Here is a 27,000-nt window from a genome sequence, read left to right as displayed (position 1 = left end):
CCCGATGGCCCCGTTCACCCATCTCCACGTCGCCGGCGCCTTCAGCCCCGGCCACGGGACCTCGTGGCCCGAGGACTTCGCCGAGGCGGCCGCCGCGGATGGTGCGGCCGCGCTCGCGGTCACCGACCGTGACGGGCTCTATGGGGCCCTCCGGCATGTGCGGGCGTGCCTCGGGTGCGGGCTGGGAGCCATCGTCGGCGTCGACCTCGCGGTGCTCGCGGAGGATCCGGCGCACGACGGCGCGTCCGCGCCCGGGCGGGGAGGCGCGGGAGTGTCGGGTCGGGTCGTCGTGCTGGCCCGGGGCGGCAACGGCGGGGCGGGCTGGGCGGCACTGTGCCGGCTCGTGTCCGATGCCCATGCCCACACCGGCCGGAAGCCGAAGGGCACGGTGCCGGTCGGTGTGCTGCGGTCCGAGCTCGCCGCGCGCTGCCTCGACCCGCGCACCGGCCGTCCCGTCCTGACGGTCCTGATCGGGCCGGACTCGGATGTGGGGCGCGCGATGCTCGGGGCCCGGTTCCTCCGCCCTCGGACCCTGTTCCGGGAATGGCTGGAGGCGCTGCCGCCGGGGGTGGCCGCCGTCGAACTCGTGGCCCCAGCGGACGGCGAGGCAGAGGCTCCGATCGCCGGGGGCACCGTGCGGATGCTCCGCCTGGCCGCCGAGCACGGGATCCCCGCCGTCCTGACCAACGCCGCCCGCGCCGTGGTCCCCGGGGGCGAGGACGTGGGAGCGTCGTGGCTCAAGCCTGCGGGGCTCATGAACGAGGCCGCGCGGCGGATCATCACTGCGGCAGGACTGGGTCCCGCGGACCTGGGGAACCTCCTGTCCAACACCGAGAGCATCGCCGGCCGCTGCCGGCTCGACCCCGGGCCGGACCTCGGCTGGGGAGAGATGGGGGCCGCCGCAGCGGTCGCCGATGACGTTGCCGAGACCCTACGGGAACTGGACGTCCGGTTCGCGCCCCGGGACGCCGGTTCCGGCCTCCTCGGGTACGGGTTCGACGTCGAGGCCTCGCAGGCCGAGCGGGTCTTCCGACGCGTCGTCGCGCGCTTCGGCCCGGACCGCGCCGTGCTGGCCGCGGCGCCCCATGTCGCTCGAGCCGCAGCCGCCGCGGAACCGGCGCCGCCCGCGTGCGGGCAGCCCGAGCTGCTGCCCGCCGCCGAGCGGCCGGCGCAGGAGCCCGTCCCGGCGGAACCCGTCGGCGTCGTCCTCGGCGACGCCGGGCTCCTGGACCGCGTGCCGGTGCAGCCCAGCCGCCTGGGTCTGCCGGTGGCCCAGTTCGCGCCCGAGGACCTCGCCTTCCTGGGCCTGGACCCGGTGGGCCTGCGCGGATCGGCGCTGCTAGACATCGTGGCGTACGCGGATGCCGAGGCCCGGCGGATGGGCGGCGTCGGCCTGGGCTTGGAGGCAGCCGGCACCTCGGCCCTCGACCAGGCCCGCTGGCTCGAGGAGCGCCATCCCGAGGCGTTCCTGGCCGCCAGGCTCGAGCACTGCCCTGACCCCCGCTCCCAGCGCGACCTCCGCGCCGAGGCGGACAGCATCGGCATCCCGCTCCTGCCCGTCGACGTGGCCCTGAGCGCGGTCGGCCACCGCGTCGAGCGGGTCGCCGCGGGGCCCGCCGAGGGTCGGCTCGGGGTCCGGCTCCCGCTCGGAGGTGTGCCGGGACTGTCCCGGGGCGACGTGGGACGGCTCGTCGCCGGCCAGCCGTACGCGTCGATCGCCGAGGTGCGGGAGCGCGCGCGCCTCTCGCCGTCGGCCCTCCGCCGCCTCGCCGACGCCGGCGCCCTCGATGCGCTGCACCGGGCCGCCGCGAGCGCGGGCACCCACGCCGATGTCGTCGCGCACCTCGCCGAACTCGCGTCCACGCCATCGGCCAGGACCACGCCGCCGGTGACGGGCCAGCTCGCCCTCGAGCTGGCCTGAGCCGCCCGGCGTGCCCGGCGTCCGATAGGCTTGTCGGTGGCTGGCTGTGGTCCCCGTACGCCACAAGCTATGAAGCCCACAGATGAAGAGGAGACCCCCGTGTCAGATGCCCAGCAGATCACCATCACCGTCGACGGCGAGGAGCGCACCGTCGCGGAGGGCGCCACGGGAGCCGGCCTCTTCGAGGGGCGCCGTGAGATCGTCGTCATGCGCGTCGACGGCGTGCTGAAGGACCTCGACCAGCCAGTGCCGGCCGGCGCCGTCGTCGAGGGCGTCGACATCGCGAGCCAGGACGGCCTCAACGTCCTGCGCCACTCGACCGCCCACGTCATGGCCCAGGCGGTCCAGCAGCTGCGGCCCGACGCGAAGCTGGGCATCGGCCCGTACATCAAGGACGGCTTCTACTTCGACTTCGACGTCGACGAGCCCTTCACCCCCGAGGACCTGCGCGCCCTCGAGAAGATGATGCTCAAGATCGTCAACCAGAACCAGCTCTTCAAGCGCCGCGTCGTCACCGAGGTCGAGGCCGGCGCCGCCATGGCGAACGAGCCGTACAAGCTCGTCATCCTCGGCGCCAAGGATGACACGTCGAAGACGCACGAGGCCGCGGCCAAGGAGGGCGCGAACGTCGAGGTCGGTGCTGGCGAGATCACGATCTACGACAACGTGGACCGCAAGAGTGGCGAGGTCGTCTGGTGCGATCTGTGCCGCGGCCCACACCTGCCCAACACGAAGCTCATCTCCAACGCGTTCGCGCTCACCCGCTCGGCCGCGGCCTACTGGCTCGGATCCGAGAAGAACAAGCAGCTGCAGCGCATCTACGGCACGGCGTGGCCCACCAAGGAAGCCCTCAAGGAGTACCAGGACCGCATTGCCGAGGCCGAGCGCCGCGACCACCGCAAGCTCGGCGCCGAGCTGGACCTGTTCTCGTTCCCTGACGAGCTCGGATCGGGCCTGCCCGTGTTCCACCCCAAGGGCGGCATCATCAAGCGCGAGATGGAAGACTACGTGCGCCGCCGGCACATCGAGGAGGGCTTCCAGTACGTCGGGACGCCGCACATCTCCAAGGACGGCCTGTTCCACACCTCGGGCCACCTCCCGTACTACGCGGACACGATGTTCCCGCCGCTCCACGTCGACGAGGAGCGCGACGACGAGGGAAACATCACCAAGCCGGGGCAGGACTACCTCCTCAAGGCCATGAACTGCCCGATGCACAACCTCATCTACCGCTCGCGCGGCCGCTCCTACCGCGAGCTCCCGATGCGCCTCTTCGAGTTCGGCCACGTGTACCGGTACGAGAAGTCGGGCGTGGTGCACGGTTTGACCCGCGTGCGCGGGTTCGCCCAGGACGACTCCCACTCGTATGTGACCAAGGAACAGGCGCCGGCCGAGGTCAAGCACCTGCTGGACTTCATCCTGTCCCTCCTGCGCGACTTCGGCCTCGACGACTTCTACCTCGAGCTCTCCACCCGTGACCCCGAGTCGGACAAGTTCATCGGCACGGACGAGCAGTGGGAGGAGGCCACCGCCGTCCTCGAGCGGGTGGCCCGTGAGACCGGTCTCGAGCTCGTTCCGGACCCGGGCGGGGCCGCCTACTACGGTCCGAAGATCTCGGTGCAGGCGCGTGATGCGATCGGCCGCACCTGGCAGATGTCCACGGTGCAGTACGACTTCAACCAGCCCGCCCGCTTCGGCCTCGAGTACCAGGCCGCCGACGGCACGCGCCAGGAGCCGGTCATGATCCACGCGGCGAAGTTCGGCTCGATCGAGCGCTTCCTCGGGGTCCTCACCGAGCACTACGCGGGGGCGTTCCCCGCGTGGCTCGCCCCGGTGCAGGTCGTCGGGATCCCGGTCGCCGAGGCGTTCAACGACTACATGTTCGACGTCGTCGCGCGCCTCAAGAAGGAGGGCATCCGCGCGGAGGTGGACGCCTCGAGCGACAGGTTCCCGAAGAAAATCCGCACGGCGAGCAAGGAGAAGGTGCCGTTCGTGCTGATCGCCGGCGGCGAGGACGCCGAGGCCGGAGCGGTCTCGTTCCGCTTCCGCGACGGCAGCCAGGACAACGGCGTGCCCGTGGACGAGGCGGTCAAGCGCATCGTCGAGGCCGTGCGCACGAGGGCGCGCTGACATGGCGGACCCCACCGGCGCGCAGAGCGCTCCCGCGGGCCCCGCGCCCCAGGACAGCGAGGTGACCGACGACTTCGAGCTCCCCGGCACGCCCGACGCCTTCGGACGACTGTGGACGCCGCACCGTATGGCCTACATCAAGGGCGGCCAGGGCCAGTTCAAGGACAAGGAGTGCCCGTTCTGCGCGGCGCCGGGCCGGACCGACGAGGAGGCCCTCATCGTCCACCGCGGCCGCACGTGCTTCGCCATCCTGAACCTGTACCCGTACAACCCCGGCCACGTCCTCGTGTGCCCGTACCGCCACGTGGCCGACTACACCGACATCACTGCCGAGGAGACGGCTGAGATGGCGGAGATCACCCAGACCGCGATGCGCGTGATCCGCAAGGTGGCCGGACCGCACGGCTTCAACCTCGGCATCAACCAGGGCGACGCCGGCGGGGCGGGCATCGCCGCGCACCTCCACCAGCACGTCGTGCCCCGCTGGGGAGGCGACGGCAACTTCCTGCCGATCATCGCCCAGACCAAGCAGATCACCCAGACCCTCGGGGAGACCCGGGAGGTCATCGCGGAGGCCTGGCCCACCGTGGCGGGGACGGGGGAGGACGACGGCGAGCGGCTGGCCGGGCGCGGGCCGGGGACGGACACGGGTGCTCAATAGGCACGCGCGGGCGCTCTTCACACGGCTCTTCACACCGCTCGCGGCATTCCTCCTGCGCCTGCGCGTGTCCCCGGACGCCGTGACCGCCGTGGGCACGCTCGGGGTGACGGCCTCGGCCCTCGTGCTCTACCCGCTCGGCGAGCTCTTCTGGGGCACGATCGCGATCACGGTGTTCATCTTCTCGGATGTCCTCGACGGCATCATGGCCAGGCTGACGCGCCGAACCGGCCGGTGGGGGAGCTTCCTCGACTCGACCCTGGACCGCGTCCAGGACGGTGCCGTCTTCGCAGGAATCGCGTTCTGGTTCTTCGGTCCGGGCGGGAGCCCCGCCGTCGGCGTCCTCGCCGTCGTATGCCTCGCCCTCGGGAACCTCGTCTCCTACGCGCGTGCGAAGGCGGAGTCCCTCGGCTTCGACGCGAACGTGGGCATCGCCGAGCGGGCCGAGCGCCTCGTCCTGACGCTGGTCGTCACGGGACTGTGCGGTCTGGGGCTGCCGACCGTGGTCCTGGCGTGGGCCCTGGGGGTCCTCGCCGTCGCCAGCGCGGTCACCGTGGGGCAGCGGATCCTGACCGTCCGGGTGCAGTCCGCCACTGGGGACGCGCCTGCCTGACGGGCGATAGACTGGGGTGTCCCACCAGACGTATCCAAGCTTTTTCGCGCGACAAGAAAGACGAGTACGTGTCTACTGAAGCAAACGCCTCGGCACCCACGACCGGCAGCAGCCGGGTCAAGCGTGGCATGGCCGAGATGCTCAAGGGCGGCGTCATCATGGACGTCGTCAACGTCGAGCAGGCGAAGATCGCCGAGGACGCCGGGGCCGTGGCGGTCATGGCGCTCGAGCGCGTCCCTGCTGACATCCGCGCCCAGGGCGGCGTGTCCCGCATGTCGGACCCCGACATGATCGACTCGATCGTCAACGCCGTCTCGATCCCGGTCATGGCCAAGGCCCGCATCGGCCACTTCGTCGAGGCCCAGGTCCTGCAGTCCCTCGGGGTCGACTACATCGACGAGTCCGAGGTGCTGACGCCGGCCGACTACGAGAACCACATCGACAAGTGGGCCTTCACCGTCCCGTTCGTGTGCGGTGCGACCAACCTCGGCGAGGCGCTGCGCCGCATCAACGAGGGCGCGGCGATGATCCGTTCCAAGGGCGAGGCCGGCACCGGCGACGTCTCGAACGCGACCACCCACATGCGCAAGATCCGCGCGGAGATCAAGCGGCTCTCCTCCATGCCCGAGGACGAGCTCTACGTGGCGGCGAAGGAGCTGCAGGCACCGTACGAGCTCGTGCGCGAGATCGCCGAGACCGGCAAGCTCCCGGTGGTGCTCTTCACCGCCGGCGGCATCGCGACCCCTGCTGACGCGGCGATGATGATGCAGCTCGGCGCCGACGGCGTGTTCGTCGGGTCCGGCATCTTCAAGTCGGGCAACCCGGCCCAGCGCGCGGCCGCCGTCGTGAAGGCCACGACCTTCTTCGACGACCCGGACATGATCGCCAAGGTCTCCCGCGGCCTGGGCGAAGCCATGGTGGGCATCAACGTCGACGACATCCCGGCACCGCACCGCCTCGCCGAGCGCGGCTGGTAAACGCTTGTAAGTGAGGCGATTCGGGCCCACGCCGCCATTGTCTGGCGGCGTGGGCCCTGCTCGTTTCGGCGCTGCTGTCAGGACGACCGCGAGGCTATGCAGTACAGGACGAACATCCCCAGCGCGGGTGCGCCCACCCCGGCGAACAAGGCGACGATGAACAGCTCTGCGAAGTCGGCAGGCAGCAGTGGCACGTGGTCTTCACGGACGGGGGAGTGCCCCTGTTGGGGTCGGGCGCGGCGGGTGCCCGAGACGCTTGACAAGGCGGTCGCGGGCGGTGCGCTCGACCAGCACCGGCACGTAGTCCCGGACTGGGCCAGTCATCTCGGCGTGGGCGGCGGCCACGGCTTCGGCCACGGAGTCTTCGCCCACGTCGGGGAACTGCGCGGACAGTCGGGCCCGCACGCCAGCTAGGGCCTGGGCTTCACTCTGCTCCATCCCACCATGGTCCCTCCCTCGGCGTCGGCGACCAACAATCCCCTGAGCGGCTATTGCCCCGACTCTTGCCGGAATCGTTTGCGGGCCGACACCGCCGGTGCGGGGAGGGCTGCACAACCGTGGAGTGGATCTGGTTGTCCCGCAGTTCCCCGCCGCGGAGTGACCCGCCGCGCCGCGCGGCGCACCACGAGCCCGGGACGCTCCCGCGTCCCCGGGTCCGCACATGTGGAGCTGGAGGTGGTGCCCGCCGATGACGGCACCGCCTCCAAAACCCCCCCGCGAGGGCCTGTCAAGGCGCGCCGCCGCAGTTCGTTCTGGAGTCCCGCCCTGGCCGCCGAACCGTCGGCCGGCACCGGTGCCCGCCATTGGGATCCCTCCGACCGGTGCGCTTCCCGGAGGACGAGCCTAGGCTTTAAGCCATGGCCGGCCAGGACGCCCTCGAGGTCGAGCGCAAGTACGACGTGGACCGGGACGCCCCTGTCCCGCATTTCACCGAGCTCCGGGACGTCGCGCAGCTCGGCCCGTCGGCCACCCACCATCTGGAGGCCGTGTACTTCGACACCGAGGATCTGACGCTGGCGGCGCACGGCATCACGCTGCGGCGCCGGACTGGGGGAGTGGACGCGGGGTGGCACCTGAAGCTTCCCGAGGGCGCTGGCGCACGCACCGAGATCACCGAGCCCGTGGGCTCGGACACGGACAAGGTGCCGCGACGGATCCGGCAGCTTGTCGCAGTGCACGTCCGCGACCGGGCCCTGCACCCGGTGGCCGAGCTGACGACCCGGCGCACCACCGTCCCCCTGCTCGGCGCGGATCGGGTGGTCCTGGCGGAGTTCAGCGATGACCACGTGGAGTCCGAGGCCCCGCTCGGCGCCGGCCTGCTGCAGAGCTGGCGCGAATGGGAGATCGAGCTGGTCGACGGCACCGCGGATCTCCTGGAGGCGGCCGACGCGCTGCTCGCCGATGTCGGAGTCACACCGGCGCATGCGCCGTCGAAGCTCGCCCGCGCGCTCGGTCCCTCGTACCCGTGGGCCCGGGAACCGGACCTCGCGCCCAAGCGCAAGGGACCAGCCGGGACGGTCCTGCTGGCCTACGCCAGGAAGCAGACGGATGCGCTCAAGCGGGTCGATTCCGGAGTTCGGCTGGACGAGCCGGACGCGGTGCACCAGCTGCGGGTGGCCGCGCGGCGGATGCGCTCGGTCCTGGCGACCTACAGGAAGTTCATCGACGCCCCCACGGCGAACCACCTGCGCGAGGAGCTGAAGTGGGCGGCGGGAACGGTTGGGCAGGCGCGCGACGTCGAGGTCATGCGCGAGCGGCTGAAGGAGATGGCCGAGGCCGAGCCCTCGGACCTGCTGATGGGCCCGGTCGCGCAGCGCATCGAGGAGGAATCCGGCGCGCGCTACCGCCGGGCGCACGCCTCGGGGCTCGAGGCCATGGACAGCGCGAGGTACTTCCGCCTGCTCGATGCGCTCGACGCCTTCCTGGCCGAGCCCCCCCTGACCGAGGCGGCCGGGAAGAAGGCCGTCAAGGCCGTCGCCCGGCGCGTGGCCAAGGACACGCGTCGGCTCCGCAGGGCCGTCCGCGCCGCGGAGGACGCGACGGACGTGGAGCAGGGAGCGGTCGACGCGGCCCTGCATGAGGTGCGCAAGAGCGCCAAACGCCTGCGGTACGCCGCAGAGGCGGCAGCCCCGGTGCATGGCAAGCGCGCCAAGCGTCTGGCCAGGGCCGCCGAGCAGATCCAGGAGACCCTCGGGGAGCTCCAGGACAGCGTTGTGAGCCGGGCCCTCCTGCGGGAGCTGGCGGTCCAGGCCTACGCCGAAGGGGGCAATGCGTTCAGTTTCGGGCGCCTGCACGCCTTGGAGCAGGCCCGCGCGGACGAGGCCCGCGGCCGGTTCTCCAGCGAGTGGGCCGACTTCCATCCCAGGGCCCTGCGGCCCTCCTAGGCCCACCTGAGACGAGGACGTGCTTCGCGCTGCCGCTGCCTAGGGGGCATCAGCCCCAGGCAGCCCAGGCAACCCGGGGGCCCGGCGCGCCGTGGCCCTCACCGGTGGACTAGACTGCGCGGCATCGAGGAGCCGAGAAGGGGGCTTGGGATGGCGGAGGGTGCGACGTCTGGTCCGGTGGACCAGTGGTGGGTCCGGGAGAACCTGCGCGAGGCTATCGACCAGCTCGTCGAGCTCGGCTACACCGTCCAAGGCGGGCAGGGAGACGATCCCGAGCTCATCGACCCCGGCGGCTCGGCAGTGGAGACCTGGCGCGAGGACTTCCCCTACGGGGACAGGCTCACCCGGGAGGCCTACGACCTCGAGAAGTACCGTCTGCAGGTCGAGCTGCTCAAGTTCCAGTACTGGGGCCAGGACCGGGGCCTGAAGCAGGTCATCGTCTTCGAGGGCCGCGACGCGGCGGGCAAGGGGGGCACGATCAAGCGGTTCACCGAGCACCTCAACCCCCGCTCGGCCCGCGCCGTGGCGCTCGCAAGGCCCTCCGACAGGGAGCTCGGCCAGTGGTACTTTCAGCGCTACATTCAGCACCTGCCCACGGCCGGGGAGATCGTGATGTTCGACCGCTCCTGGTACAACCGGGCCAACGTCGAGCGGGTCATGGGCTTCTGCACCGAGCAGGAGTACCAGACCTTCATGGTCCAGGCCCCCGAGTTCGAGAAGATGCTCGTCGACTCCGGGATCCACCTGACCAAGTTCTGGTTCTCCGTCACCAGGCTGGAGCAGCGCACCCGCTTCGCCATCCGCCAGATCGACCCGGTGCGCCGCTGGAAGCTCTCGCCCATGGACCTTGCCTCACTGGACAGGTGGGAGGACTACACCAGGGCCAAGGAGGAGACCTTCCTGCGCACCGACACCGATCACGCCCCCTGGATCACCGTGAAGTCCAACGACAAGAAGCGCGCACGGCTCAACGCCATGCGCTACTTCCTGGACCAGTTCGACTACGACGGCAAGGACACCGAGGTTGTCCACGCCCCGGACCCGCTGATCGTCCAGCGGGCCAGGCACGCCGTCGGCGACTGACGCCAGGGCCCCTGCCGGGCCAGCACCACAGGTGCGCAAGGGCTGCGCGGCCACCGGCCTCCCATCTCCCACGCGGCACGGGAGCGGGCCTTGAAGACCGCGTTCGGATGACGCAGCGGTCCTTCCGCGTAGGCGGCTGCCCCGGGCCTTGACAGGCTGGTGGAGGCAATTCTTACCGTAGTCATTGAGGTCTGCCCGGGCAGTCACTGCCGCGCCGTCGGGCAGCCGTCGCTTCCCCTTTTGCCGCACAGTGCCCGCAGCTACCGGCGCGAGCGCGGGAGAAAGCTGAGTCCGATGACCATCGAGCAATGGTGGAATCTGCTGGATCCAGACACCCGGCGGTGGCTGGTCGAGAATCCGGGCTGCGCGGTGCTCCCGCGTACCGTCGTCAACGCGGTCAACCGCGCCAGCATCGACCCCAGCAGTGAACTGCTCTCCGCGGATGCCCATGGGGAGTGCAGCCTGTCCCCGCGTGACCTCGAGTTCATCAGGCAGCAGGCTCACATCAGCGAGGCCGCCGGCTCCTGATCCGGCTGGCGCCGCACAGCCTTCTGGAAGCGCAGCGGGCCAAACCGCCCCGTTTGAGGTTCAATCCCGTCGATTCCGAGAACGCTGGAGTGAGACACATTGCTGAGACAGGCGCCGCCGTGGGATTTCGCTGAGTTCCCAACGAAGTGCCCACCGCGCGGGGAGGTGGCGATGGGCCCGCCGCCCACAAGCCGGTCCCGGTCGACGACTCCCCTCGCGCGCCGAGCACGAGGGGCGCTGCTGGGGCGGCCAGCCGGCCAAAGCGGCTGTCAACGGCATCGCCTGCCAGCCTGCCAGTCCGCCCTCAGCAACGAGACGCGGAGCACGTGACGAGAGCCCTCCGGATACCGACTTTGGACACCGGCATCAAGGTCAAAACATCACATCCCGGCACCGCACCGCCTCGCCGAGCGGGGCTGGTAGCAGGCCGCGGCCGGCAACCGCCGGCTGAGCCTCACCCGAGCACGACGGCGGCCCGCACCTTCCCGGCGAAGGAGCGGGCCGCCGTCGTGCGGTTGGGCGCGCGCCGCGGAAGGCGCGGGGACTTTCGGCACTTGGCCCCCACGGGCTGCGGGCGTGAGATGGTCACGTGAGCGCAGAGACCCCGACGGGAACCGCGTGGCCGGTCATCCGCAAGGACGCCAGCACACTGGCCGTGATGCCGCACCTTGCCGACTACGACGCCGAACGCGCCGCCTTCAGCTGGGACGATGCGCGCCGGGCACTCTCCGGCCTACCCGGCGGCGGGCTCAACATCGCGCACGAAGCGGTGGACAGGCACGCGGCGGGACCGCTGGCGGCCCGTGAGGCCCTGCGCTTCGTGCGGGCGGACGGGTCGCTCGAATCGATCACCTACGCTGGGCTCGCCGACCGCGTGAGCCGCTTCGCCGGCGTGCTGCGCGGCCTCGGCGTCGGGCCCGGCGAGCGCGTCTTCTCGCTCCTCGGCCGTAGGCCCGAGCTCTACGCCGCCGTGCTCGGCACCCTCAAGGCCGGGAGCGTCTTCTGCCCCCTGTTCTCTGCCTTCGGCCCGGACCCGGTCCGCCAGCGGCTCCGGCTGGGCAGCGGCCGCGTGCTCGTCACGACACGATCCCTGTACCGCAAGAAGGTCGCCGCGCTCAGGGCGGACCTCCCTGACCTGCACCACGTGCTCCTCGTCGACGCGGACGGCGAACCAGAGCCGGGGACGCTCGACCTCGCCGCGCTCCTGGCCGCCGCCGAACCGCTTGAAGCGGCGGCAGCGACCCGTCCCGGCGACTACGCCCTCCTGCACTTCACGAGCGGCACCACCGGCACGCCCAAGGGCGCCCAGCACGTCCACGAGGCGGTCGTGGCCCACTGGGCGACCGGCCGCTTCGCCCTCGACCTCCACGAGGACGACGTCTACTGGTGCACAGCCGACCCCGGCTGGGTGACGGGGACCTCGTACGGGATCATCGCCCCGCTCGTGCACGGCGTGACCGCCGTGGTCGACGAGGAGGAGCTCGACGTCGACCGCTGGTACCGCATCCTCGCGGAGCAGCGGGTGACCGTCTGGTACACGGCCCCGACCGCGCTGAGGATGCTCATGAAGGCCGGCGCGGAACGGGCCGCGGGCTACGACCTGTCCGCCCTGCGCTTCGTCGCGAGCGTCGGCGAGCCGCTCAATCCCGAGGTCGTGCTGTGGGGCCAGGAGGCCCTGGGCCTGCCGATCCACGACAACTGGTGGCAGACCGAGACCGGGGGGATCATGATCGCGAACTACGCCGCGATGGACATCCGCCCGGGTTCCATGGGTAAGCCGCTGCCCGGCGTCGAAGCGGCGGTCCTGATGCGCGGCTCCGACGACCGTCCCGTGCTCCGTGACGGGGAGGCCGTCGAGGTGGAGCACGCCGGCGACGTCGGCGAGCTCGCCCTGCGCCCCGGCTGGCCCTCGATGTTCCGCGGCTACCTCAACGAGGAGGCGCGCTACCGCAAGTGCTTCGCCGGCGGCTGGTACCTCACCGGCGACCTCGCGGCGCGCGACGACGACGGCTACTTCTGGTTCGTCGGACGGGGCGACGACGTCATCAAGTCCTCGGGCCACCTGATCGGCCCGTTCGAGGTCGAGAGTGCCCTCATGGAGCACCCGGCGGTCGCCGAGGCAGGCGTGATCGGCGTGCCGGACGAGGTGGCGGGGGAGACGGTCAAGGCCTTCGTCGAACTCCGGCCGGGCCGCGAGCCGAGCAGCGGGCTGAGGCTCGACATCATCGGCTTCGCACGACGGCGCCTCGGTGCCGCGGTCGCGCCGCGCGACGTCGAGTTCGTGGAGGCCCTGCCGCACACGCGCAGCGGGAAGGTGCTGCGGCGCCTGCTGAAGGCGCGCGAGCTGGGCCTGCCGGAGGGCGACGTCTCGACCCTGGAGGCACGGCCATGAGCACCTCGCTCTCGAACGGGCTGCTGACGGCGGATCCCGAGACGGCCGCAGGGCTGCTGCGGTCCATGCTGCGCGTGCGGCGCCTGGAGGAGGCGTGCGTGCAGCTCTATACCGAGCAGAAGATCCGCGGCTTCCTCCACGTCTCCATCGGCGAGGAGGCCGTCGTGGCCGGCGTCATGCACACGCTCGGGGCGGAGGACGCCGTCGTCGCCACGTACCGCGAGCACGGCCACGCCCTGCTGAGGGGCGTCTCGGCTCGCAGCCTGATGGCCGAGATGTTCGGCAGAGCCGAGGGCTGCAGCCGGGGACGCGGCGGTTCCATGCACCTGTTCGACGCCGGTGCCCGCTTCTACGGCGGCAATGCCATCGTCGCGGGAGGGCTCCCGCTGGCCGTCGGGCTGGCCCTCGCAGACGCCATGCAGGGCCGAGACCGTGTGACCGCGTGCTTCTTCGGGGAGGGCGCCATGGCCGAGGGGGAGTTCCACGAGAGCATGAACCTCGCGGCGCTGTGGCGCCTCCCTGTCCTCTTCTGCTGCGAGAACAACCTCTACGCCATGGGCACCGCCCTGACGAGGTCGGAGTCGCAGACGGACCTTGCGCTCAAGGCCTCCTCCTACGGCGTCCCCGCGTGGGAGGTCGACGGCATGGACGCCCTCGCGGTCGCCGACGCCGCGCGCCGCGCCGCCGAGTCCGTCCGCGCCGGGGGCGGCCCGTACTTCCTCGAGCTGCGGACCTACCGCTTCCGCGCCCACTCGATGTTCGATCCCGAGCGCTACCGCGAGAGGGCCGAAGTCGCCACCTGGATGCAGCGGGACCCCATCCCGGCCCTGCGCGACGCGCTCGTGGCGGCCGGCCAGCTGGACGACGACGCGTGGTCGCGGATCGGGCGGGAGGTCGACGACGAAGTGGGGGACGCCATCGCGTTTGCCGAGGCTGGAACGCTCGAGCCCGCCGATGAGCTGACGCGCTTCGTCTACAGCGAGAGGCGCACGCCATGAAGTCCACCTACCGCGAGGCCATGCGGGCCGCGCTGCGAGATGCACTCCAGCGGGACGAGCGCGTGTTCCTCATGGGCGAGGACGTGGGCGCCTACGGCGGCTGCTTCGCCGTGAGCCTGGGACTCCTCGAGGAGTTCGGACCGGCACGCGTGCGGGACACGCCGCTGTCCGAATCCGGCTTCGTGGGCGCCGGAATCGGCGCGGCACTCGGCGGCATGCGGCCCATCGTGGAGATCATGACGGTCAACTTCAGCCTCCTGGCGCTGGATCAGATCGTCAACAGCGCAGCAACCCTGCTCCACATGTCCGGCGGCCAGTTCAACGTGCCGCTGGTGATCCGGATGACCACCGGTGCCGGGCGGCAGCTGGGCGCCCAGCACTCGCACAGCCTCGAGGGCTGGTACGCACACATCCCCGGCCTGCGCATCCTGGCACCGGCCACGCTCGAGGACGCGCGGGGCATGCTGTGGACCGCCCTCGAGGACCCGGACCCGGTGCTCATCTTTGAGCACGGCTCGCTCTACGGCGTCGAGGGCGAGCTCGACGGCGAGGCCGGGCCGGTGGGAATCGACCGGGCCGCCGTGCGCCGGGCCGGGACGGACATCAGCCTCATCACCTACGGCGGGACCCTCCCGCTGACGCTCGACGCTGCGGCACAGCTGGCCGAGCAGGGCATCAGTGCCGAAGTCATCGACCTGCGCACGCTCCGGCCCCTCGACGAGGAGACCATCCTCGCAAGCGTTGGCCGCACCCACCGCGCCGTCGTCGTGGACGAGGCATGGCGCAGCGGGAGCCTGTCCGCCGAGATCGCCGCGCGGATCGGCGAGAAGGCCTTCTACGACCTGGACGCGCCGGTGGGCCGCGTCTGCGGCGCGGAGGTGCCCATGCCCTATGCCAAGCACCTCGAGGAGGCAGCCCTCCCCTCCGCGCCACGCGTGGTCGCGGCGGCACTCGAGGCGGTGTCGTCCGGTGCCTGAGCTGCGGATGCCCTCGCTCGGGGCGGACATGGACCACGGCAAGGTCGTCGAGTGGCTCGTGAAGCCCGGCGACGCGGTGCACCGGGGCGACCTGGTCGCGGTCGTGGACACCGACAAGACGGTCATGGACGTCGAGTCGTTCGAGGACGGCGTGGTGGGGGAGTACCTCGTGGGGCTCGGCGAGACGGTCCCGGTCGGGACCCCCATCGTCCGTCTGGGGGAGGAGGCAGCGGAAGCGGCCGAACCCGGTGGACCTGCCGCAGGGGCCGCGGCCTCCGCGCCACCGGCGCCGGCGCCCGACGAACGCGTTCCGGCGCCGCCGGCGGCTGCCCCCTCGATGTCCGCCCCTTCTGCGCCTGCGGCTCCGTTGTCGGCTCCTGTGCCGGAAGTCCCCCCGCCAGCAGCCCCGCACCGAGTCCGCTCGTCGCCTCTGGCCCGGCGCCTCGCGGCCAAGCTGGGGATCGACCTCGAGGGTGTTGTCGGAACGGGCCAGCAGGGGAGCGTCTCCGAGGCCGACGTGCGCCGTGCCGCGGCGGCGGCTGCACGCCCGGTTCCGTCCGGGGGCGAGGCGGTTGCGCCGTCGTCGGCTGGTGGGAAGCCGGCCGCCGAGCCCCGCGCCGGGAAGGCGGCCACGCTGCGCGCGGCGCTCGGGAGCCTCATGGCGAAGTCGAAGGCGACCGTACCCCACTACTACCTCAGCACCACCGTTGACCTCTCGGCGACGATGGCCCTCATGCAGGAGCGGAATCTGGCCCGCCCCGTCTCGGCACGGCTCGTCCCGGCGGCGTTCCTGCTCAAGGCGGCCGCGGTGGCCGCCCGCGAGGTGCCCGGCATGAACGGCTACTGGACGGATTCGGGGTTCGCCGCGGGCGAGCGGGTGCACCTTGGGGTCGCAGTGGCGCTGCGCGGGGGAGGGCTCGTCGCGCCCGCCCTTCACGACGCCGACGCCCTGACCGTGGACGAGCTCATGGAGAAGCTCCGCGACCTCGTCGCCCGCGCGAGGGCCGGCCGGCTGCTCCGGACCGAGATGGCGGACGCGACCATCACCGTCACGAGCCTCGGCGACCTCGGCGTCGAGGCCGTCTTCGGCGTGATCGTCCCCCCGCAGGTCGCGATGGTCGGGTTCGGGCGCGTCATCGAGCGCCCGTGGGCCGAGAATGGGATGCTCGGCGTGCGCCAGGCCGTCACCGCGACCCTCTCGGCCGACCACCGGGTGAGCGACGGCCTCGGCGGCGGACGGTACCTGACCCGCATCCAGGAACTCCTGCTCACACCGGAGGAGCTATGACCCCCACCGACACACGTGCCGCCGTGACCGCGGCGCTGCGCGAGATCGCACCCGAGATCGAGCCGGAGGAGATCGACGACGCCGACCGCCTGCGCCAGGACCTCGACCTCGACTCCCTCGACTTCCTGCGGCTCATCGAGCAGATTGCCCAGACCACAGGCGTGGACGTGCCTGAGCGGGACTACGCCCAGGTCGGCACCTTCGGCGGCCTCGTCGCCTACGTCGCCGCCCACGCCACTGCCTGAGCCTCCGCTCAGAGGCTCAGGGGCTTCTCCCTGGAGGACCAGCCGAGGCTCATTCCTGGATGCGGCTCTCAGGCTAGATGCTCGGTGAACCAGTCGCGGGCGAGGCGCGCTACGGCGTCGAGCGTGCCAGGCTCCTCGAAAAGGTGGGTAGCGCGCGGCACGACTTCGAGCCGATGCGGGCACCTGAGGTGCCGTGCCGCCTCGCGGTTGAGCTCGAGGACCTGGTGGTCCGCCCCGCCGACGATCAGGAGGGTGGGCGCCTGCACATCGCCGAGGCGCCCGATGGCGAGGTCCGGCCGGCCGCCGCGCGAGACCACGGCGGAGATTCCGGAGTCCGGCTCCGCCGCTGCCCACAGGGCCGCTGCCGCGCCGGTGCTCGCCCCGAAGTACCCGACCGTCCGGGAAGCAGCGCGCTCCGAGCGCAGCCAGTCGGTCGCTGCCGTGAGGCGGGAGGCCAGAAGCCCGATGTCGAAGACAGCCCGGCGCTCTAGCTCCTCGTCCGGGGACAGGAGGTCGAGCAGGAGGGTGCCGAGTCCTGCATTCTGGAGGACGCGGGCCACGGCCCGGTTCCGCGGGCTGTGCCGGCTGCTGCCGCTTCCGTGGGCGAACACGACGACGCCGCCGGTGGCCGGGAGGTGGAGGCTGCCCTGGACCGTGACGCCGTCGAGCGGGATGAGCACGTCCTCGTGCACGGGCGCGGCGTCCTTCTGCGGGGACACCGGGGCCGGGCGCCGGGCCGCCGCATCGAGGAGGTGGAGGACCTCGTCATCCTCCGTCGCGGAGAAGTCGCTGTAGAAGCGCCCCACCGCCCGGAATGGCGACGGAGTCGTCAGGCAGACCACCTCGTCGGCCTCCGGGAAGTCCGCGACGGTGTCCTTGGGGCCGACGGGCACGGCGAGCACGACGCGCTCGGCGCCGAGAGCACGGGCGACCCGGCAGGCGACCCGGGCGGTGGAGCCGGTGGCGATGCCGTCGTCGACGATGACAGCTGTCTTCCCATGGAGGTCCTCGGGCGCGCGGACCGCCCGGATCTGGGCGACGCGCTTCTCGAGGACCTCGCGTTCCCGTGCCTCCACCAGCGCGAGTTCGCGCTCGGTCACTCCGGACAGCGAGCGGACCCGGTCGTCGAGGACCCGGACGCCGTTCTCGCCGACCGCTCCCATCGCGAGCTCAGGCTGGAACGGTACTCCGAGCTTGCGGACCACGATCACGTCCAGAGGGGCGTCCAAGGCGACGGCGACCTCGAACGCCACCGGGACGCCGCCGCGGGGGAGCCCGAGGACGACGGTCCCCGGCCCCCGGAAGCGTGTGAGCGCGCGGGCCAGTTCACGGCCGGCCTCGGACCTGTCCTTGAACACGTGCATCTGGTCCTCCTCGCGTGTCCCCTCCACTGTCGCGCAGGTGCGCCTGCGTGGGCAGGGGCGAAGGGCCGTGTTCCGCCCGGTGCCCGGCTCAGGCGAGGCCGCGCCGGGCGAGGAGCGGGCCGACGTCGGCGTCACGGCCGCGGAAGGCACGGAACGAGGCCAGCGGGTCGCGGGAGTTGCCGCGCGAGAGCAGCTCGCGGCGGAACGCGTGGCCGTTGGCGCGCGTCAGGCCGCCGTTCTCCCTGAACCACTCGACCGTGTCCGCGTCGAGCACCTCGCTCCAGATGTAGGACCAGTAGCCGGCGGCGTACCACCCGCCGGCGAAGATGTGCTGGAAGTAGCCCGTGCGGTAGCGCGGCGGCACGAGAGGCACCGCGACGCCCGCATCGGTGAGTGCCTTCGCCTCGAACGCGACGGGATCGCCGGGCTCCTCGCCGGCGGGCAGGCTGTGCCACGCGAGGTCGAGCAGCGCGGCTCCGAGGTATTCCGTGGTGGCGAAGCCCTCGCCCCAGAGCCGGGCGGCATCGAGGCGCTCGAGCACCTCGGCGGCCAGCGGCTCTCCCGTGGCGTGGTGCCGCGCGTAGTTCCGCGCTACCTCGGGCGCGAACATCCACATCTCGTTCACCTGGGAGGGATACTCGACGAAGTCGCGGGGAACGTTCGTCCCCGAGAACCGCGGGTACGCGACGTCGGAGAGCAGCCCGTGCAGGGCGTGCCCGAACTCATGGAACACGGTGCGCAGCTCATCGAGCGTCAGGAGGGCCGGCTCGCCCGGGGCGGGCTTGGGGACGTTGAGGTTGTTGACCACCACCGGGCGGAGGCCGAGGAGCCGGGACTGCTCGACGAGCGAGTTCATCCACGCGCCGCCGCGCTTGGTGGGGCGGGCGAAGTAGTCCCCGAGGAAGAGGCCCAACCCGTCCCCGTCGGCGTCGAGCACCTCCCACACCCTCACGTCCTCGTGGTAGCCGACGAGGTCGTCGCGTTCGCGGAACGTCAGGCCGAACAGCTGGCCCGCGGCGTAGAAGGCCCCGTCCTCGAGGACCCGGTCGAGCTCGAGGTAGGGTCGCAGCGCCTGCTCGTCCACCGCGAACTCCTCCCGCCGCACCTTCGCCGAGTAGAACTCCCAGTCCCAGGGCTCGAGCTCATGGCCGGCCGCCCGGGCGAGGACCTCGGCCTCCGCCGCAGCGTTCCGCACCGCGGCCGGCGCGAGCTGGGCCAGCATGTCCCTGACCGCGGCGATGGAGGGCGCGGTCTGGTCGTCCACGGCAAGCTCCGCGAAGTCCGCGAAGCCCAGCAGGGCCGCCTTCTCGGCGCGCAGGCGGGCCATGTCCGTGACGAGCCCGAGGACGTCCGTCGCGCCGCCGGAGCTCCCGCGCGCCACCGACGCCTCGAAGATGCGGCGCCTGAGCCCGCGGTCCTCGAGGACCGCGAGATGCGGCTGGCCGGTGGGCTGGACGAAGGTCAGGAGCCAGCCGGACTCGTGCCCGGCTGCTCGGGCCGCCTCGGCGGCGGAGGCCCTGTCGTCCTCGGGCATGCCTGCGAGTTCAGACTCGTCCACTACCAGGACGGCGGCCTCGTTGATCCCCCTGGCCACCCGCTGGCCGTACTCCGTGCCGAGCCGCGAGAGCTCGGCGTTGATGGCGCGGAGGCGGGCCTGCCCGGCGTCGTCGAGCGCGATGCCCGCACGCCGGAACGCGGCGAGCCATTCGGACACGAGGCGCGCGGACTCCTCGTCGAGGCCCTCCGTGGGGATGGCCGCGAAACGCTCGTGGAGCGCCCGGTTGAGGTACACCGCGTCCTCGTGCGCCGAGAGCTCGGGCATGAGCTCCGTCTCGAGAGCGCGGATCCCGTCGGTGCCGTGTGAGGACACGAGGGTCATGAACGCCGAGACCGCGCGGTTGAGCAGGGTTCCCGCACGCTCCATCGCCACAGCGGTGTTCTCGAAGTCCGCCGCCTCGTCCGAGCCGGTGATCGCCTCGATCTCGGCCAGATGCTCGGCGAGGCCGGCCCGGACGGCCTCCGCGAAGTCCTCCTCGCGGAGGCCTGCGAACGGCGGGAGCCCGTAGGGTAGCGGGCTGGGCGAGAGGAGCGGGTTGCCCACGGCGTTCAGTCCTGCGCGAAGACGAGCGACATCGGCGTGGCCTGGGAGCCCTGGCCCTGGGGGTTGTCCTTGAACATCCCTGCGATGGTCTCCTTCGGCAGGTCCGTGTCGTGGCCCATGACGACGACGCCGAGGTCGTTCGCGTCCATGACCGCGCTGCCGCCGAACGACGCCGCCGCCTCCGCCGGGAGCGCCGCCCTCACCGCCGCGCTGAGGGCGCGGGCGACGCCGTCGGGATCCTTGGGTGCGAGCTTCACCGAGTTGCTGGCCGCGCCGAGGCTGTAGGGCGTGGCGCCGTCGATCGCGTTGATGTTGTGGCCCACGACGTCGTAGAAGACGCCGCTCTTGCCCTGGACCTTGCCGACGATGGACGCGGCAGCGGCCTTGACGATGAGCGGCAGGCCCACCTCGTTGATCGCGATCTGCATGGACCAGGGGCTCCCGAGGCCGATCCCGGCCGGCGTGCGCGTGACGAACTTGGAGAGCACGCGCGCCGCGGGTGTCACCTTGATCTCCCAGACGGGGAACGAGCGGCCCTGGGTGATGGCGACGATCTTCTCGCTCACGAGGAGGTACCACTTCTTGCCCCCGACGGCGGTCCGGGCCTCGGCGGGCGCGTCCGGCAGCCCGTCGAAGAAGCGCTTGACGTACGAGGTGACGCCGGCGGCGAGATCGGTGTCCTTCGCGAAGACGTCGGTCTGCAGCGGGTAGCGCCGGAACACCGAACCGTTCGAGGCGATGTCGAGCTCCTTGCCCGGGTTGGCCTCGTAGTCGCTCTTGTTGGCCTTGACGTCCGCGGGTGCCTCGTCCTTGTCGATGAACTCGCGCAGCCAGAGCTCGACGTTCAGCAGGCGCCAGAAGATCATCGTGTCCGCATCGTTCTTGCCGTCGAGGTACTCCTCGAAGGCCGTCAGGACCTGCTCGCGGTCCCAGTAAGGGCGCGAGTAGAACGAGTTGGACATGAAGATCTTGTAGAGGCGCTCCTTCATGAGCGTGAACCACTCCGCCTCGGGGGTGGTGAAGCCGATCTTGTTGCGCCGGTTGCTGATGAGCTCGGGGAGCAGCCCGCGGGTGGCGTCGCGCAGGACCCGCTTGTTCCAGCCCTCCTTGATGATCGCCTCGTCCGAGAGCGAGAAGAGGTACTTCACGACCTCCTTGTCGAGGAAGGGGACGCGGCCCTCGAGCGAGAAGCGCATCGTGTTCTTGTCCTCGTAGCGCAGGAGCGAGGGCAGGGACTTGGCGAAGAGGTCGTCGATGAGGCGCAGCTTGAGGTTCGCCGGGATGTTCCCGAAGGTCTCGCCCGCGAACTGCTTGGTCCACGCCTTCTTCAGGAGCGAGCCCATGCTCACGGTCTTCCTGCCGCTGACCTTGCCCTGGAGGCGGAACCGGCCGAGCCGGTAGAAGATGTCGAGGCTCGACGCCGTCTCCTTGGCGAGCGTGGCGTAGTCGCCCTTGGCCTTGAGCTGCCGCAGGTACGCGAAGTAGTAGGGGATGTAGCCGGCCATCATCTCGTCGGCGCCCTGGCCATCGAGGAGCACGGTCACATGCTTGCTGGCCTCCTTCATCACGCAGTACTGCGCGTAGGGGCCCGAGGAGATGATGGGCTCCTCCATGGTGCGCACGAAGTCGACGAGGTCGGCGTCGAATCCTTCGGGGGTCGGCTTGATCTTGTGGGCCGCGATGTTGCCGCTGCAGACGTTGATGGCCGCGTCGGCGTACTTCTCCTCGTCGTTGATCGCGTTCGGGAACACCGCGCTGAAGGTGTTCTGCTTCGCGCCGACGGCCTCGAGCCCCTCGGCGTTCTCCTGCATGAGGCGGTTGATCGTCACCACGACGGCGGACGAGTCGAGACCCCCTGAGAGGGCGCTGCCCACGGGGACCTCTGAGTTGAGGCGGATGCGGATCGCCTCGGTGAACCGGCGGCGGTACTCGTCGACGACCTCGGGCGTGTACGGCGTGCCGACCTTGGCGAGCTCCTCGAGCTCCTCGCGGAGTCGTGTGTACGAGGAGATGCGGAAGCGTCCGGTGCCGAGGTCGACCGTCATCATCTCGCCGGGCAGGAGCTTGTTGACCCCCTCGAAGAAGGTCTCCGCGGTGTCGTCGTGGATCCGGTACTGGAGGTACCGGTACAGGATCCGCTCATTGGGCTTGGCCTCGACGAGGTCGGTGGCGAGGATGGGGCGGATCTCGGAGGCGAAGAGCAGCTGCGGCTCGGACTCGGTGCCGGCGTTGGCCCAGTAGAGGGGCTTGATGCCGAAGTGGTCGCGCGCCAGGACGAGCTGGTTGCGGCGTCGGTCGAAGATGGCGAGGCCGAACATGCCGTTGAAGCGGTCGAACGCTTCCGTGCCCCACGCCTCGTAGGCCTGGAGCACGACTTCCGTGTCGGAGGCGGTGCGGAAGGTGCGGCCGAGCGCCTCGAGCTCGCCCCGCAGCTCGCGGTAGTTGTAGACCTCGCCGTTGTAGACGAGAACCGTGTCCTCGTCCGCGCTGACCATCGGCTCCTGGCCGTGGGCGATGTCGACGATGGCGAGCCGGCGGTGCGCCAGGCCGACCTTTCCGTCGGCGAAGTACCCCTCGCCGTCGGGCCCCCGGTGCAGGATGCAGGAGTTCATCTCCTTCAGGAGCGATTCGTCGAGCCCGGCGCCGAAGTATCCGGCGATTCCGCACATAGTGCTGTCCTCATCTGTTGTCCGTCGGGGTCTGGGCTCCATGCTACCGGCGGCCTGCGGACTCGGGGGCGGGCCACTCGCTGTGACGGAGGGCTGACTAGACTGTCCCGGTGACTTCTCTCGTTCCGCCCCCTCCGTCCGAGCGCACCGGAAACGCGCCCCTCGTCGGCGTGCTCGCCCTTCAGGGCGACGTCCGCGAGCACCTCGCGGCACTGACGCACGTGGGCGCCCGCGCCATGAAGGTCCGGCGGCCCGAAGAACTGGACGACCTCGACGGGCTCGTGATCCCCGGCGGGGAGTCGACGACGATCGACAAGCTTGCCCGGGCCTTCGGTCTCGCCGACCCCCTGCGCGCCAGGATCCAGGAGGGCTTCCCGGTCTACGGCTCCTGCGCTGGGATGATCCTGCTCGCAGACGACATCGCGGACCCCACGGCGGACCTCTCCGGGAAGCCGCAGGAGACGTTCGGCGGACTCGACATCACCGTCCGCCGCAATGCCTTCGGGCGCCAGCGCGAGTCGTTCGAGACCGATCTGGACTTCAAGGAGGTCGACCAGTCGGGGGGGCCGGTCCACGCCGTGTTCATCCGCGGCCCGTGGGTCGAACGGGTGGGGCCCGACGTCGAGGTGCTCGCCGAGGTGGATCCTGCGCACGCGTCGCACACGGCCGCGCTCGGGGGCAGGTCTAGAATTGTCGCAGTGCGTTCTGGACGGCTGCTCGCCACATCGTTCCATCCCGAGGTGACGGGCGAGACACGGATCCATGAACTTTTCATCCGCATGATCAGAGGAGAAGCGTAGGCATGTCCGGCCACTCCAAATGGGCGACCACCAAGCACAAGAAGGCGGCCATCGACGCCAAGCGTGCCAAGGCGTTCGCCAAGTACATCAAGACCATCGAGGTCGCCGCGAGGCTTGGCGGCCCGGACCTCTCGGGCAACCCCAACCTCGAGCTCGCGGTCAGCAAGGCCAAGAAGAACTCGGTCCCCAACGACAACATCGACCGCGCCATCAAGCGCGGCGCTGGGCTCACGGGTGAGGCGATCGACTACACCGAGATCATGTACGAGGCCCGCGGCCCCCAGGGCTCCGCGCTCCTCATCGAATGCCTCACGGAGAACCGGAACCGCGCCGCGGCCGACGTGCGCCTCGCGGTCACCCGCAACGGCGGCAGCATGGCCGACCAGGGCTCGGTCAACTACCTCTTCAACCGCAAGGGCGTGGTGAGCCTGCCGAAGAACGGCCTCTCGGAAGACGACGTGCTCATGGCCGTCCTCGATGCGGGGGCGGAAGAGGTCAAGGACGGCGGCGAGAACTGGGTGGTCTACTCGGAGCCCGCTGACCTCCAGGCGATCCGCGATGCGCTGGCGGAGGCCGGCATCGAGTACGACACCGACGAGGCCGAGTTCGTGCCCTCGATGGAGGTCCAGCTCGACGCAGACGGCGCCCGGAAGTTCGTCCGCCTCGTCGACGCCCTCGAAGACCTCGACGATGTGCAGAACGTGTACACGAACGCCGACATGAGCGAGGACGTCATGGCGGAGCTCGAGAACGACTAGCTGTGGCCGCTTCTGAGGGAGCCGCCGCCCCCGTGAGGCCCGGGTCTGCCCTGCGCGTGCTGGGCGTGGACCCGGGCCTCACGCGCTGCGGGATCGGGGTCGTCGACGTCGAGCGCGACCGCCGGGCGACGCTGGTCGGCGTCACCGTGGTCGGGACGACGGCGCAGGAGCCCCTCGACGCGCGGCTCCTCGCCATCGCCCAGGCTGTGGAGGACTGGCTCGACCGCTTCGAACCGGAGGTGGTCGCCGTCGAGCGCGTGTTCTCGCAGATGAACGTGAGCACCGTGATGGGGGTTGCGCAGGCGTCCGGCATCGTGATCGCCGCCGCCGCGAAGCGCGGCATCCCGGTGGCGCTCCACACGCCGTCCGAGGTCAAGGCCGCCGTGACAGGGAGCGGGCGCGCCGACAAGGCCGCCGTGACCAGGATGGTGATGAAGATCCTGCGGCTCGAGACGGCGCCGCGCCCCGCCGACGCCGCCGACGCCCTCGCGCTGGCCCTGGCGCACGCGTGGCGGGGAAGCGCTCCGGGCTCCCCGTCGGCGGCCGGGCGCACGACGGCGATGACGGCGACGGCGCTGACACCGGCGCAGAGGCTATGGCAAGAAGCCGAAGCGAAGGCACGCCGCGGCAGATGAGGCGAGGGGAATCCGGGTGGCGGACGGTGCGGGCCGAAGCGAAGGCGCGCCGCGGCAGATGAGGCGAGGGGAATCCGGGTGGCGGACGGTGCGGGCCGAAGCGAAGGCTCGCCGCGGCAGATGAGGGGACCGGGCGCCGTCGGCCGCTAGAGTTCTCGTAGATATGTTCGGTTTGTGGTGACAGGCAAGGAGTCCCGGTGATCAGCTTCCTCCGTGGTCCGGTGGCGCATGTGGGCCTGTCGTCAGGCGTGATCGATGTCAACGGGGCCGGCATGTCCTTCTGGGCCACGCCGCAGACCCTCGCGGGGCTCCGGGTGGGCGATGAGGCCGTCGTGCACACGTCGCTTGTGGTGCGCGAGGATTCGATGACGCTCTTCGGTTTCGCAGCGCCCGAGGAGCGGGAGGTCTTCGAGGTGCTCCTGGGTGTCTCCGGGATCGGGCCGCGCCTCGCGCTGGCGGTGCTGGCGGTGCACAGTCCCGAGGCAGTCCGGGTGGCAGCCCATTCCGAGGACGCGAAGGCGTTCACGAAGGTTCCCGGGATCGGCCCGAAGGTCGGCGCTCGGCTCGTGCTCGAGCTCAAGGGCAAGCTCGTGCCGCTCGGTACCGGAGACGCGCCCGCGCCGGCCGCGGCCAGCGACGGCGCCGGGTGGAAGCCCCAGGTCATCGAGGCGATGTCGTCGCTGGGCTGGAGCGAGAAGGACGCGGCATCCAGCATCGACAAGGCCATGGCGGACCAGCCGGACGTGGCCGAGACGGGAAGCGTGCCGGAGATCCTCCGTGCGACGCTGCGCTGGCTGGGCCAGGGGACCCGGGGCGTGAAGGCGGGGTCGCGTGGCTGAGCCGTCGCTCGTCGCGAGCCAAGAGGAGCCCGAAGAGCGCGTCATCGAGGCCGCACTCCGGCCCAAGTTCCTCGACGAGTTCGTGGGGCAGGCGCGGGTGCGCCGCCAGCTCTCGCTGGTGCTCGAGGCGAGCCGGCTGCGCGGCCGCACTGCCGACCACGTGCTGCTCTCGGGGCCGCCGGGGCTCGGGAAGACTACGCTCGCCATGATCATCGCGGGCGAGATGAACGCGCCGCTGCGCATCTCCTCTGGTCCGGCGATCCAGCACGCGGGGGACCTCGCGGCCATCCTCTCGTCCCTGTCGGAGGGCGAGGTCCTGTTCCTCGACGAGATCCACCGCATGTCCCGGCCCGCCGAGGAGATGCTGTACATGGCCATGGAGGACTTCCGCGTCGACATCGTGGTCGGCAAGGGGGCCGGCGCGACTGCGATCCCGCTCGACCTGCCGCCGTTCACGCTCGTGGGCGCCACGACGCGCGCAGGCCTCCTGCCCGGGCCCCTGCGGGACCGCTTCGGGTTCACGGGCCACCTCGAGTTCTACTCTGTCGAGGAGCTCGAGCTCGTGCTGCGGCGCTCGGCGGGCCTGCTGGACCTGAGGGTCACCTCAGCGGGGTTCACCGAGGTGGCCGGTCGGTCGCGGGGGACGCCGCGCATCGCGAACCGGCTGCTTCGCAGGGTGCGCGACTGGGCGCTCGTGCACCAGATCGACCAGATCGATGCGCGGGCTGCCGGTGCTGCCCTGGACATGTACGAGGTGGATGCGAAAGGGCTGGACCGTCTCGACCGGAACGTCCTGACGGCGCTCGCGACGAAGTTCGGCGGGGGCCCCGTCGGGCTCTCGACCCTTGCAATCGCGGTGGGGGAGGAGCCGGAGACGGTCGAGACCGTTGCCGAGCCCTACCTCGTGCGGGAGGGCCTGATGGGGCGCACTCCGCGCGGTCGCGTCGCGACCCCGCTGGCCTACGAGCACCTCGGGCTCCCTGTGCCGGCGTCAGCTCCGTTCGCCGAGAGCGCAACCCTCTTCGGTCCGGGCTCGGATGAGCCCGATGAATCGTTGGAGGAGTGAGCGGCACGCTCCGCGCGTGCGCTTAGACTGAATACACGCTCCCGCCTTGCCGGGGGCCGCTACGCTGTGCCCGGGCCCGCCCGGTGGCCGGTGTCCGCGCCGACGAAAAAGATTGGACCTTCCATGGACTTTATGACCATCCTGCTGCTGGCTGTCTTCGCCTTCTTCATCTTCACGATGTTCCGTCGGAACAAGAAGGCGCAGCAGCAGCAGGCGCAGATGCAGTCCAAGTTCGGCCCGGGCGTCGAGGTCATGACGAGCTTCGGCCTCTACGGCACGATCGTCTCCATCGACGAGGCCGAGAACAAGGTGGTTCTCGAGCTCAGCCCCGGCAACGAGGCCACCGTGCACCGCCAGGCGGTCACGAAGATCGTCGAGCCGGCCGCTCCGGCCGCCGACGCTGCGCTCTCCGAGGAGCCCGGCGACGTGGCTCCTGCTGGCGGGACCCTTGGGCTCGACAAGCGTGAGGCCCCCGCAGCGGGCACGCAGTCGCAGCTGAATGAGACTCCGGAAGAGACGATCAGGCGCCTCAACGACGAGGGCAAGAACGACAAGTAGTCCCTGACGCGCCGCC

Annotated in this window: 24 protein-coding genes; 19 read left to right on the top strand and 5 right to left on the bottom strand. The window is 71.0% G+C overall.

Features of this window, described 5'->3' with window-relative positions; genetic code table 11:
* The first annotated feature begins 4 nt into the window (after positions 1-4).
* From ACQ5BE_RS02330 to pdxS, 5 genes are all read left to right on the top strand, one after another.
* A complete protein-coding gene (locus ACQ5BE_RS02330) occupies positions 5-1,921 on the top strand; it encodes a PHP domain-containing protein (protein WP_430295313.1) in 1,917 nt (638 codons plus the stop codon).
* Between the two features lie 99 nt (positions 1,922-2,020).
* The gene (thrS, locus tag ACQ5BE_RS02325) at positions 2,021-4,051 is read left to right on the top strand and encodes a threonine--tRNA ligase (protein ID WP_430295312.1); all 2,031 of its coding nucleotides are present in this window, start codon (positions 2,021-2,023) and stop codon (positions 4,049-4,051) included.
* 1 nt (position 4,052) lies between these two features.
* Positions 4,053-4,712 carry an HIT family protein gene (locus ACQ5BE_RS02320; protein WP_413247836.1) on the top strand — a complete coding sequence of 220 codons (660 nt, stop codon included), beginning with the start codon at positions 4,053-4,055 and terminating at the stop codon, positions 4,710-4,712.
* The gene (gene pgsA, locus ACQ5BE_RS02315) at positions 4,702-5,322 is read left to right on the top strand and encodes a phosphatidylinositol phosphate synthase (protein WP_430295311.1); all 621 of its coding nucleotides are present in this window, start codon (positions 4,702-4,704) and stop codon (positions 5,320-5,322) included. Before ACQ5BE_RS02320 ends, pgsA begins: the two co-directional genes overlap by 11 nt.
* Positions 5,323-5,390: 68 nt before the next feature.
* Positions 5,391-6,299: a pyridoxal 5'-phosphate synthase lyase subunit PdxS gene (gene pdxS, locus ACQ5BE_RS02310; protein ID WP_208712652.1), complete on the top strand. Its 909-nt coding sequence runs from the start codon at positions 5,391-5,393 to the stop codon at positions 6,297-6,299.
* A 201-nt stretch (positions 6,300-6,500) separates the two neighbouring features.
* On the opposite strand, the gene ACQ5BE_RS02305 is transcribed toward pdxS, so the two are convergent.
* Positions 6,501-6,737, bottom strand: coding sequence for a three-helix bundle dimerization domain-containing protein (locus tag ACQ5BE_RS02305; protein WP_430295310.1), 237 nt, complete (start codon positions 6,735-6,737; stop codon positions 6,501-6,503).
* 419 nt (positions 6,738-7,156) lie between these two features.
* Between ACQ5BE_RS02305 and ACQ5BE_RS02300 the strand changes: the two genes are divergently transcribed.
* From ACQ5BE_RS02300 to ACQ5BE_RS02290, 3 genes are all read left to right on the top strand, one after another.
* On the top strand, positions 7,157-8,683 hold the full coding sequence (locus ACQ5BE_RS02300) for a CHAD domain-containing protein (RefSeq protein ID WP_430295309.1): 1,527 nt from the start codon (positions 7,157-7,159) through the stop codon (positions 8,681-8,683).
* A gap of 150 nt (positions 8,684-8,833) precedes the next feature.
* Entirely contained in the window at positions 8,834-9,766 is a 933-nt protein-coding gene (gene ppk2, locus ACQ5BE_RS02295; protein WP_430295308.1) for a polyphosphate kinase 2, read from the top strand.
* A gap of 294 nt (positions 9,767-10,060) precedes the next feature.
* Positions 10,061-10,294, top strand: a complete 234-nt coding sequence (locus ACQ5BE_RS02290) for a hypothetical protein (protein WP_430295307.1) — start codon at positions 10,061-10,063, stop codon at positions 10,292-10,294.
* A gap of 454 nt (positions 10,295-10,748) precedes the next feature.
* On the opposite strand, the gene ACQ5BE_RS02285 is transcribed toward ACQ5BE_RS02290, so the two are convergent.
* Complete coding sequence (locus ACQ5BE_RS02285; RefSeq protein WP_430295306.1) at positions 10,749-10,883, bottom strand: hypothetical protein; 135 nt, start codon at positions 10,881-10,883, stop codon at positions 10,749-10,751.
* A 69-nt stretch (positions 10,884-10,952) separates the two neighbouring features.
* Between ACQ5BE_RS02285 and acsA the strand changes: the two genes are divergently transcribed.
* The 5 genes from acsA to ACQ5BE_RS02260 are packed head-to-tail and all read left to right on the top strand — an operon-like array spanning position 10,953 to position 16,194.
* Complete coding sequence (gene acsA, locus ACQ5BE_RS02280; RefSeq protein WP_430295760.1) at positions 10,953-12,686, top strand: acetate--CoA ligase; 1,734 nt, start codon at positions 10,953-10,955, stop codon at positions 12,684-12,686.
* Positions 12,683-13,684 (top strand): pyruvate dehydrogenase (acetyl-transferring) E1 component subunit alpha, encoded by a 1,002-nt coding sequence (pdhA, locus tag ACQ5BE_RS02275; RefSeq protein WP_430295305.1) that lies wholly within the window; start codon positions 12,683-12,685, stop codon positions 13,682-13,684. The genes acsA and pdhA overlap by 4 nt, the downstream gene beginning before the upstream one ends.
* On the top strand, positions 13,681-14,661 hold the full coding sequence (locus ACQ5BE_RS02270; RefSeq protein ID WP_430295304.1) for an alpha-ketoacid dehydrogenase subunit beta: 981 nt from the start codon (positions 13,681-13,683) through the stop codon (positions 14,659-14,661). The genes pdhA and ACQ5BE_RS02270 overlap by 4 nt, the downstream gene beginning before the upstream one ends.
* Complete coding sequence (locus ACQ5BE_RS02265) at positions 14,654-15,949, top strand: dihydrolipoamide acetyltransferase family protein (protein WP_430295303.1); 1,296 nt, start codon at positions 14,654-14,656, stop codon at positions 15,947-15,949. The genes ACQ5BE_RS02270 and ACQ5BE_RS02265 overlap by 8 nt, the downstream gene beginning before the upstream one ends.
* On the top strand, positions 15,946-16,194 hold the full coding sequence (locus ACQ5BE_RS02260; RefSeq protein WP_430295302.1) for a phosphopantetheine-binding protein: 249 nt from the start codon (positions 15,946-15,948) through the stop codon (positions 16,192-16,194). Before ACQ5BE_RS02265 ends, ACQ5BE_RS02260 begins: the two co-directional genes overlap by 4 nt.
* A 68-nt stretch (positions 16,195-16,262) precedes the next feature.
* On the opposite strand, the gene ACQ5BE_RS02255 is transcribed toward ACQ5BE_RS02260, so the two are convergent.
* From ACQ5BE_RS02255 to asnB, 3 genes are all read right to left on the bottom strand, one after another.
* Complete coding sequence (locus ACQ5BE_RS02255) at positions 16,263-17,558, bottom strand: phosphoribosyltransferase family protein (RefSeq protein ID WP_430295301.1); 1,296 nt, start codon at positions 17,556-17,558, stop codon at positions 16,263-16,265.
* 88 nt (positions 17,559-17,646) lie between these two features.
* Entirely contained in the window at positions 17,647-19,659 is a 2,013-nt protein-coding gene (locus ACQ5BE_RS02250) for a M3 family metallopeptidase (protein ID WP_430295300.1), read from the bottom strand.
* 5 nt (positions 19,660-19,664) lie between these two features.
* Complete coding sequence (gene asnB, locus ACQ5BE_RS02245) at positions 19,665-22,328, bottom strand: asparagine synthase (glutamine-hydrolyzing) (RefSeq protein ID WP_430295299.1); 2,664 nt, start codon at positions 22,326-22,328, stop codon at positions 19,665-19,667.
* A gap of 110 nt (positions 22,329-22,438) precedes the next feature.
* Between asnB and pdxT the strand changes: the two genes are divergently transcribed.
* The 6 genes from pdxT to yajC all read left to right on the top strand — a co-directional run bounded on the left by pdxT (position 22,439) and on the right by yajC (position 26,984).
* A complete protein-coding gene (gene pdxT / locus ACQ5BE_RS02240) occupies positions 22,439-23,128 on the top strand; it encodes a pyridoxal 5'-phosphate synthase glutaminase subunit PdxT (RefSeq protein ID WP_430295298.1) in 690 nt (229 codons plus the stop codon).
* A 2-nt stretch (positions 23,129-23,130) separates the two neighbouring features.
* Positions 23,131-23,886, top strand: a complete 756-nt coding sequence (locus ACQ5BE_RS02235) for a YebC/PmpR family DNA-binding transcriptional regulator (RefSeq protein WP_430295297.1) — start codon at positions 23,131-23,133, stop codon at positions 23,884-23,886.
* Positions 23,887-23,888: 2 nt separating this feature from the next.
* Positions 23,889-24,521, top strand: coding sequence for a crossover junction endodeoxyribonuclease RuvC (gene ruvC / locus ACQ5BE_RS02230; RefSeq protein WP_430295296.1), 633 nt, complete (start codon positions 23,889-23,891; stop codon positions 24,519-24,521).
* Positions 24,522-24,718: 197 nt separating this feature from the next.
* Positions 24,719-25,360, top strand: a complete 642-nt coding sequence (ruvA, locus tag ACQ5BE_RS02225; protein WP_413247815.1) for a Holliday junction branch migration protein RuvA — start codon at positions 24,719-24,721, stop codon at positions 25,358-25,360.
* A complete protein-coding gene (gene ruvB / locus ACQ5BE_RS02220) occupies positions 25,353-26,426 on the top strand; it encodes a Holliday junction branch migration DNA helicase RuvB (protein ID WP_430295295.1) in 1,074 nt (357 codons plus the stop codon). The genes ruvA and ruvB overlap by 8 nt, the downstream gene beginning before the upstream one ends.
* Before the next feature lie 123 nt (positions 26,427-26,549).
* On the top strand, positions 26,550-26,984 hold the full coding sequence (gene yajC / locus ACQ5BE_RS02215) for a preprotein translocase subunit YajC (RefSeq protein WP_430295294.1): 435 nt from the start codon (positions 26,550-26,552) through the stop codon (positions 26,982-26,984).
* Positions 26,985-27,000: the final 16 nt, after the last annotated feature.

The organism is Sinomonas sp. B1-1, from assembly GCF_050474465.1.
Classification (GTDB): Bacteria; Actinomycetota; Actinomycetes; order Actinomycetales; family Micrococcaceae; genus Sinomonas; species Sinomonas flava.
Note: the sequence above shows the minus strand (reverse complement) of the source record. Positions and strands in the feature narration are given on the sequence as shown.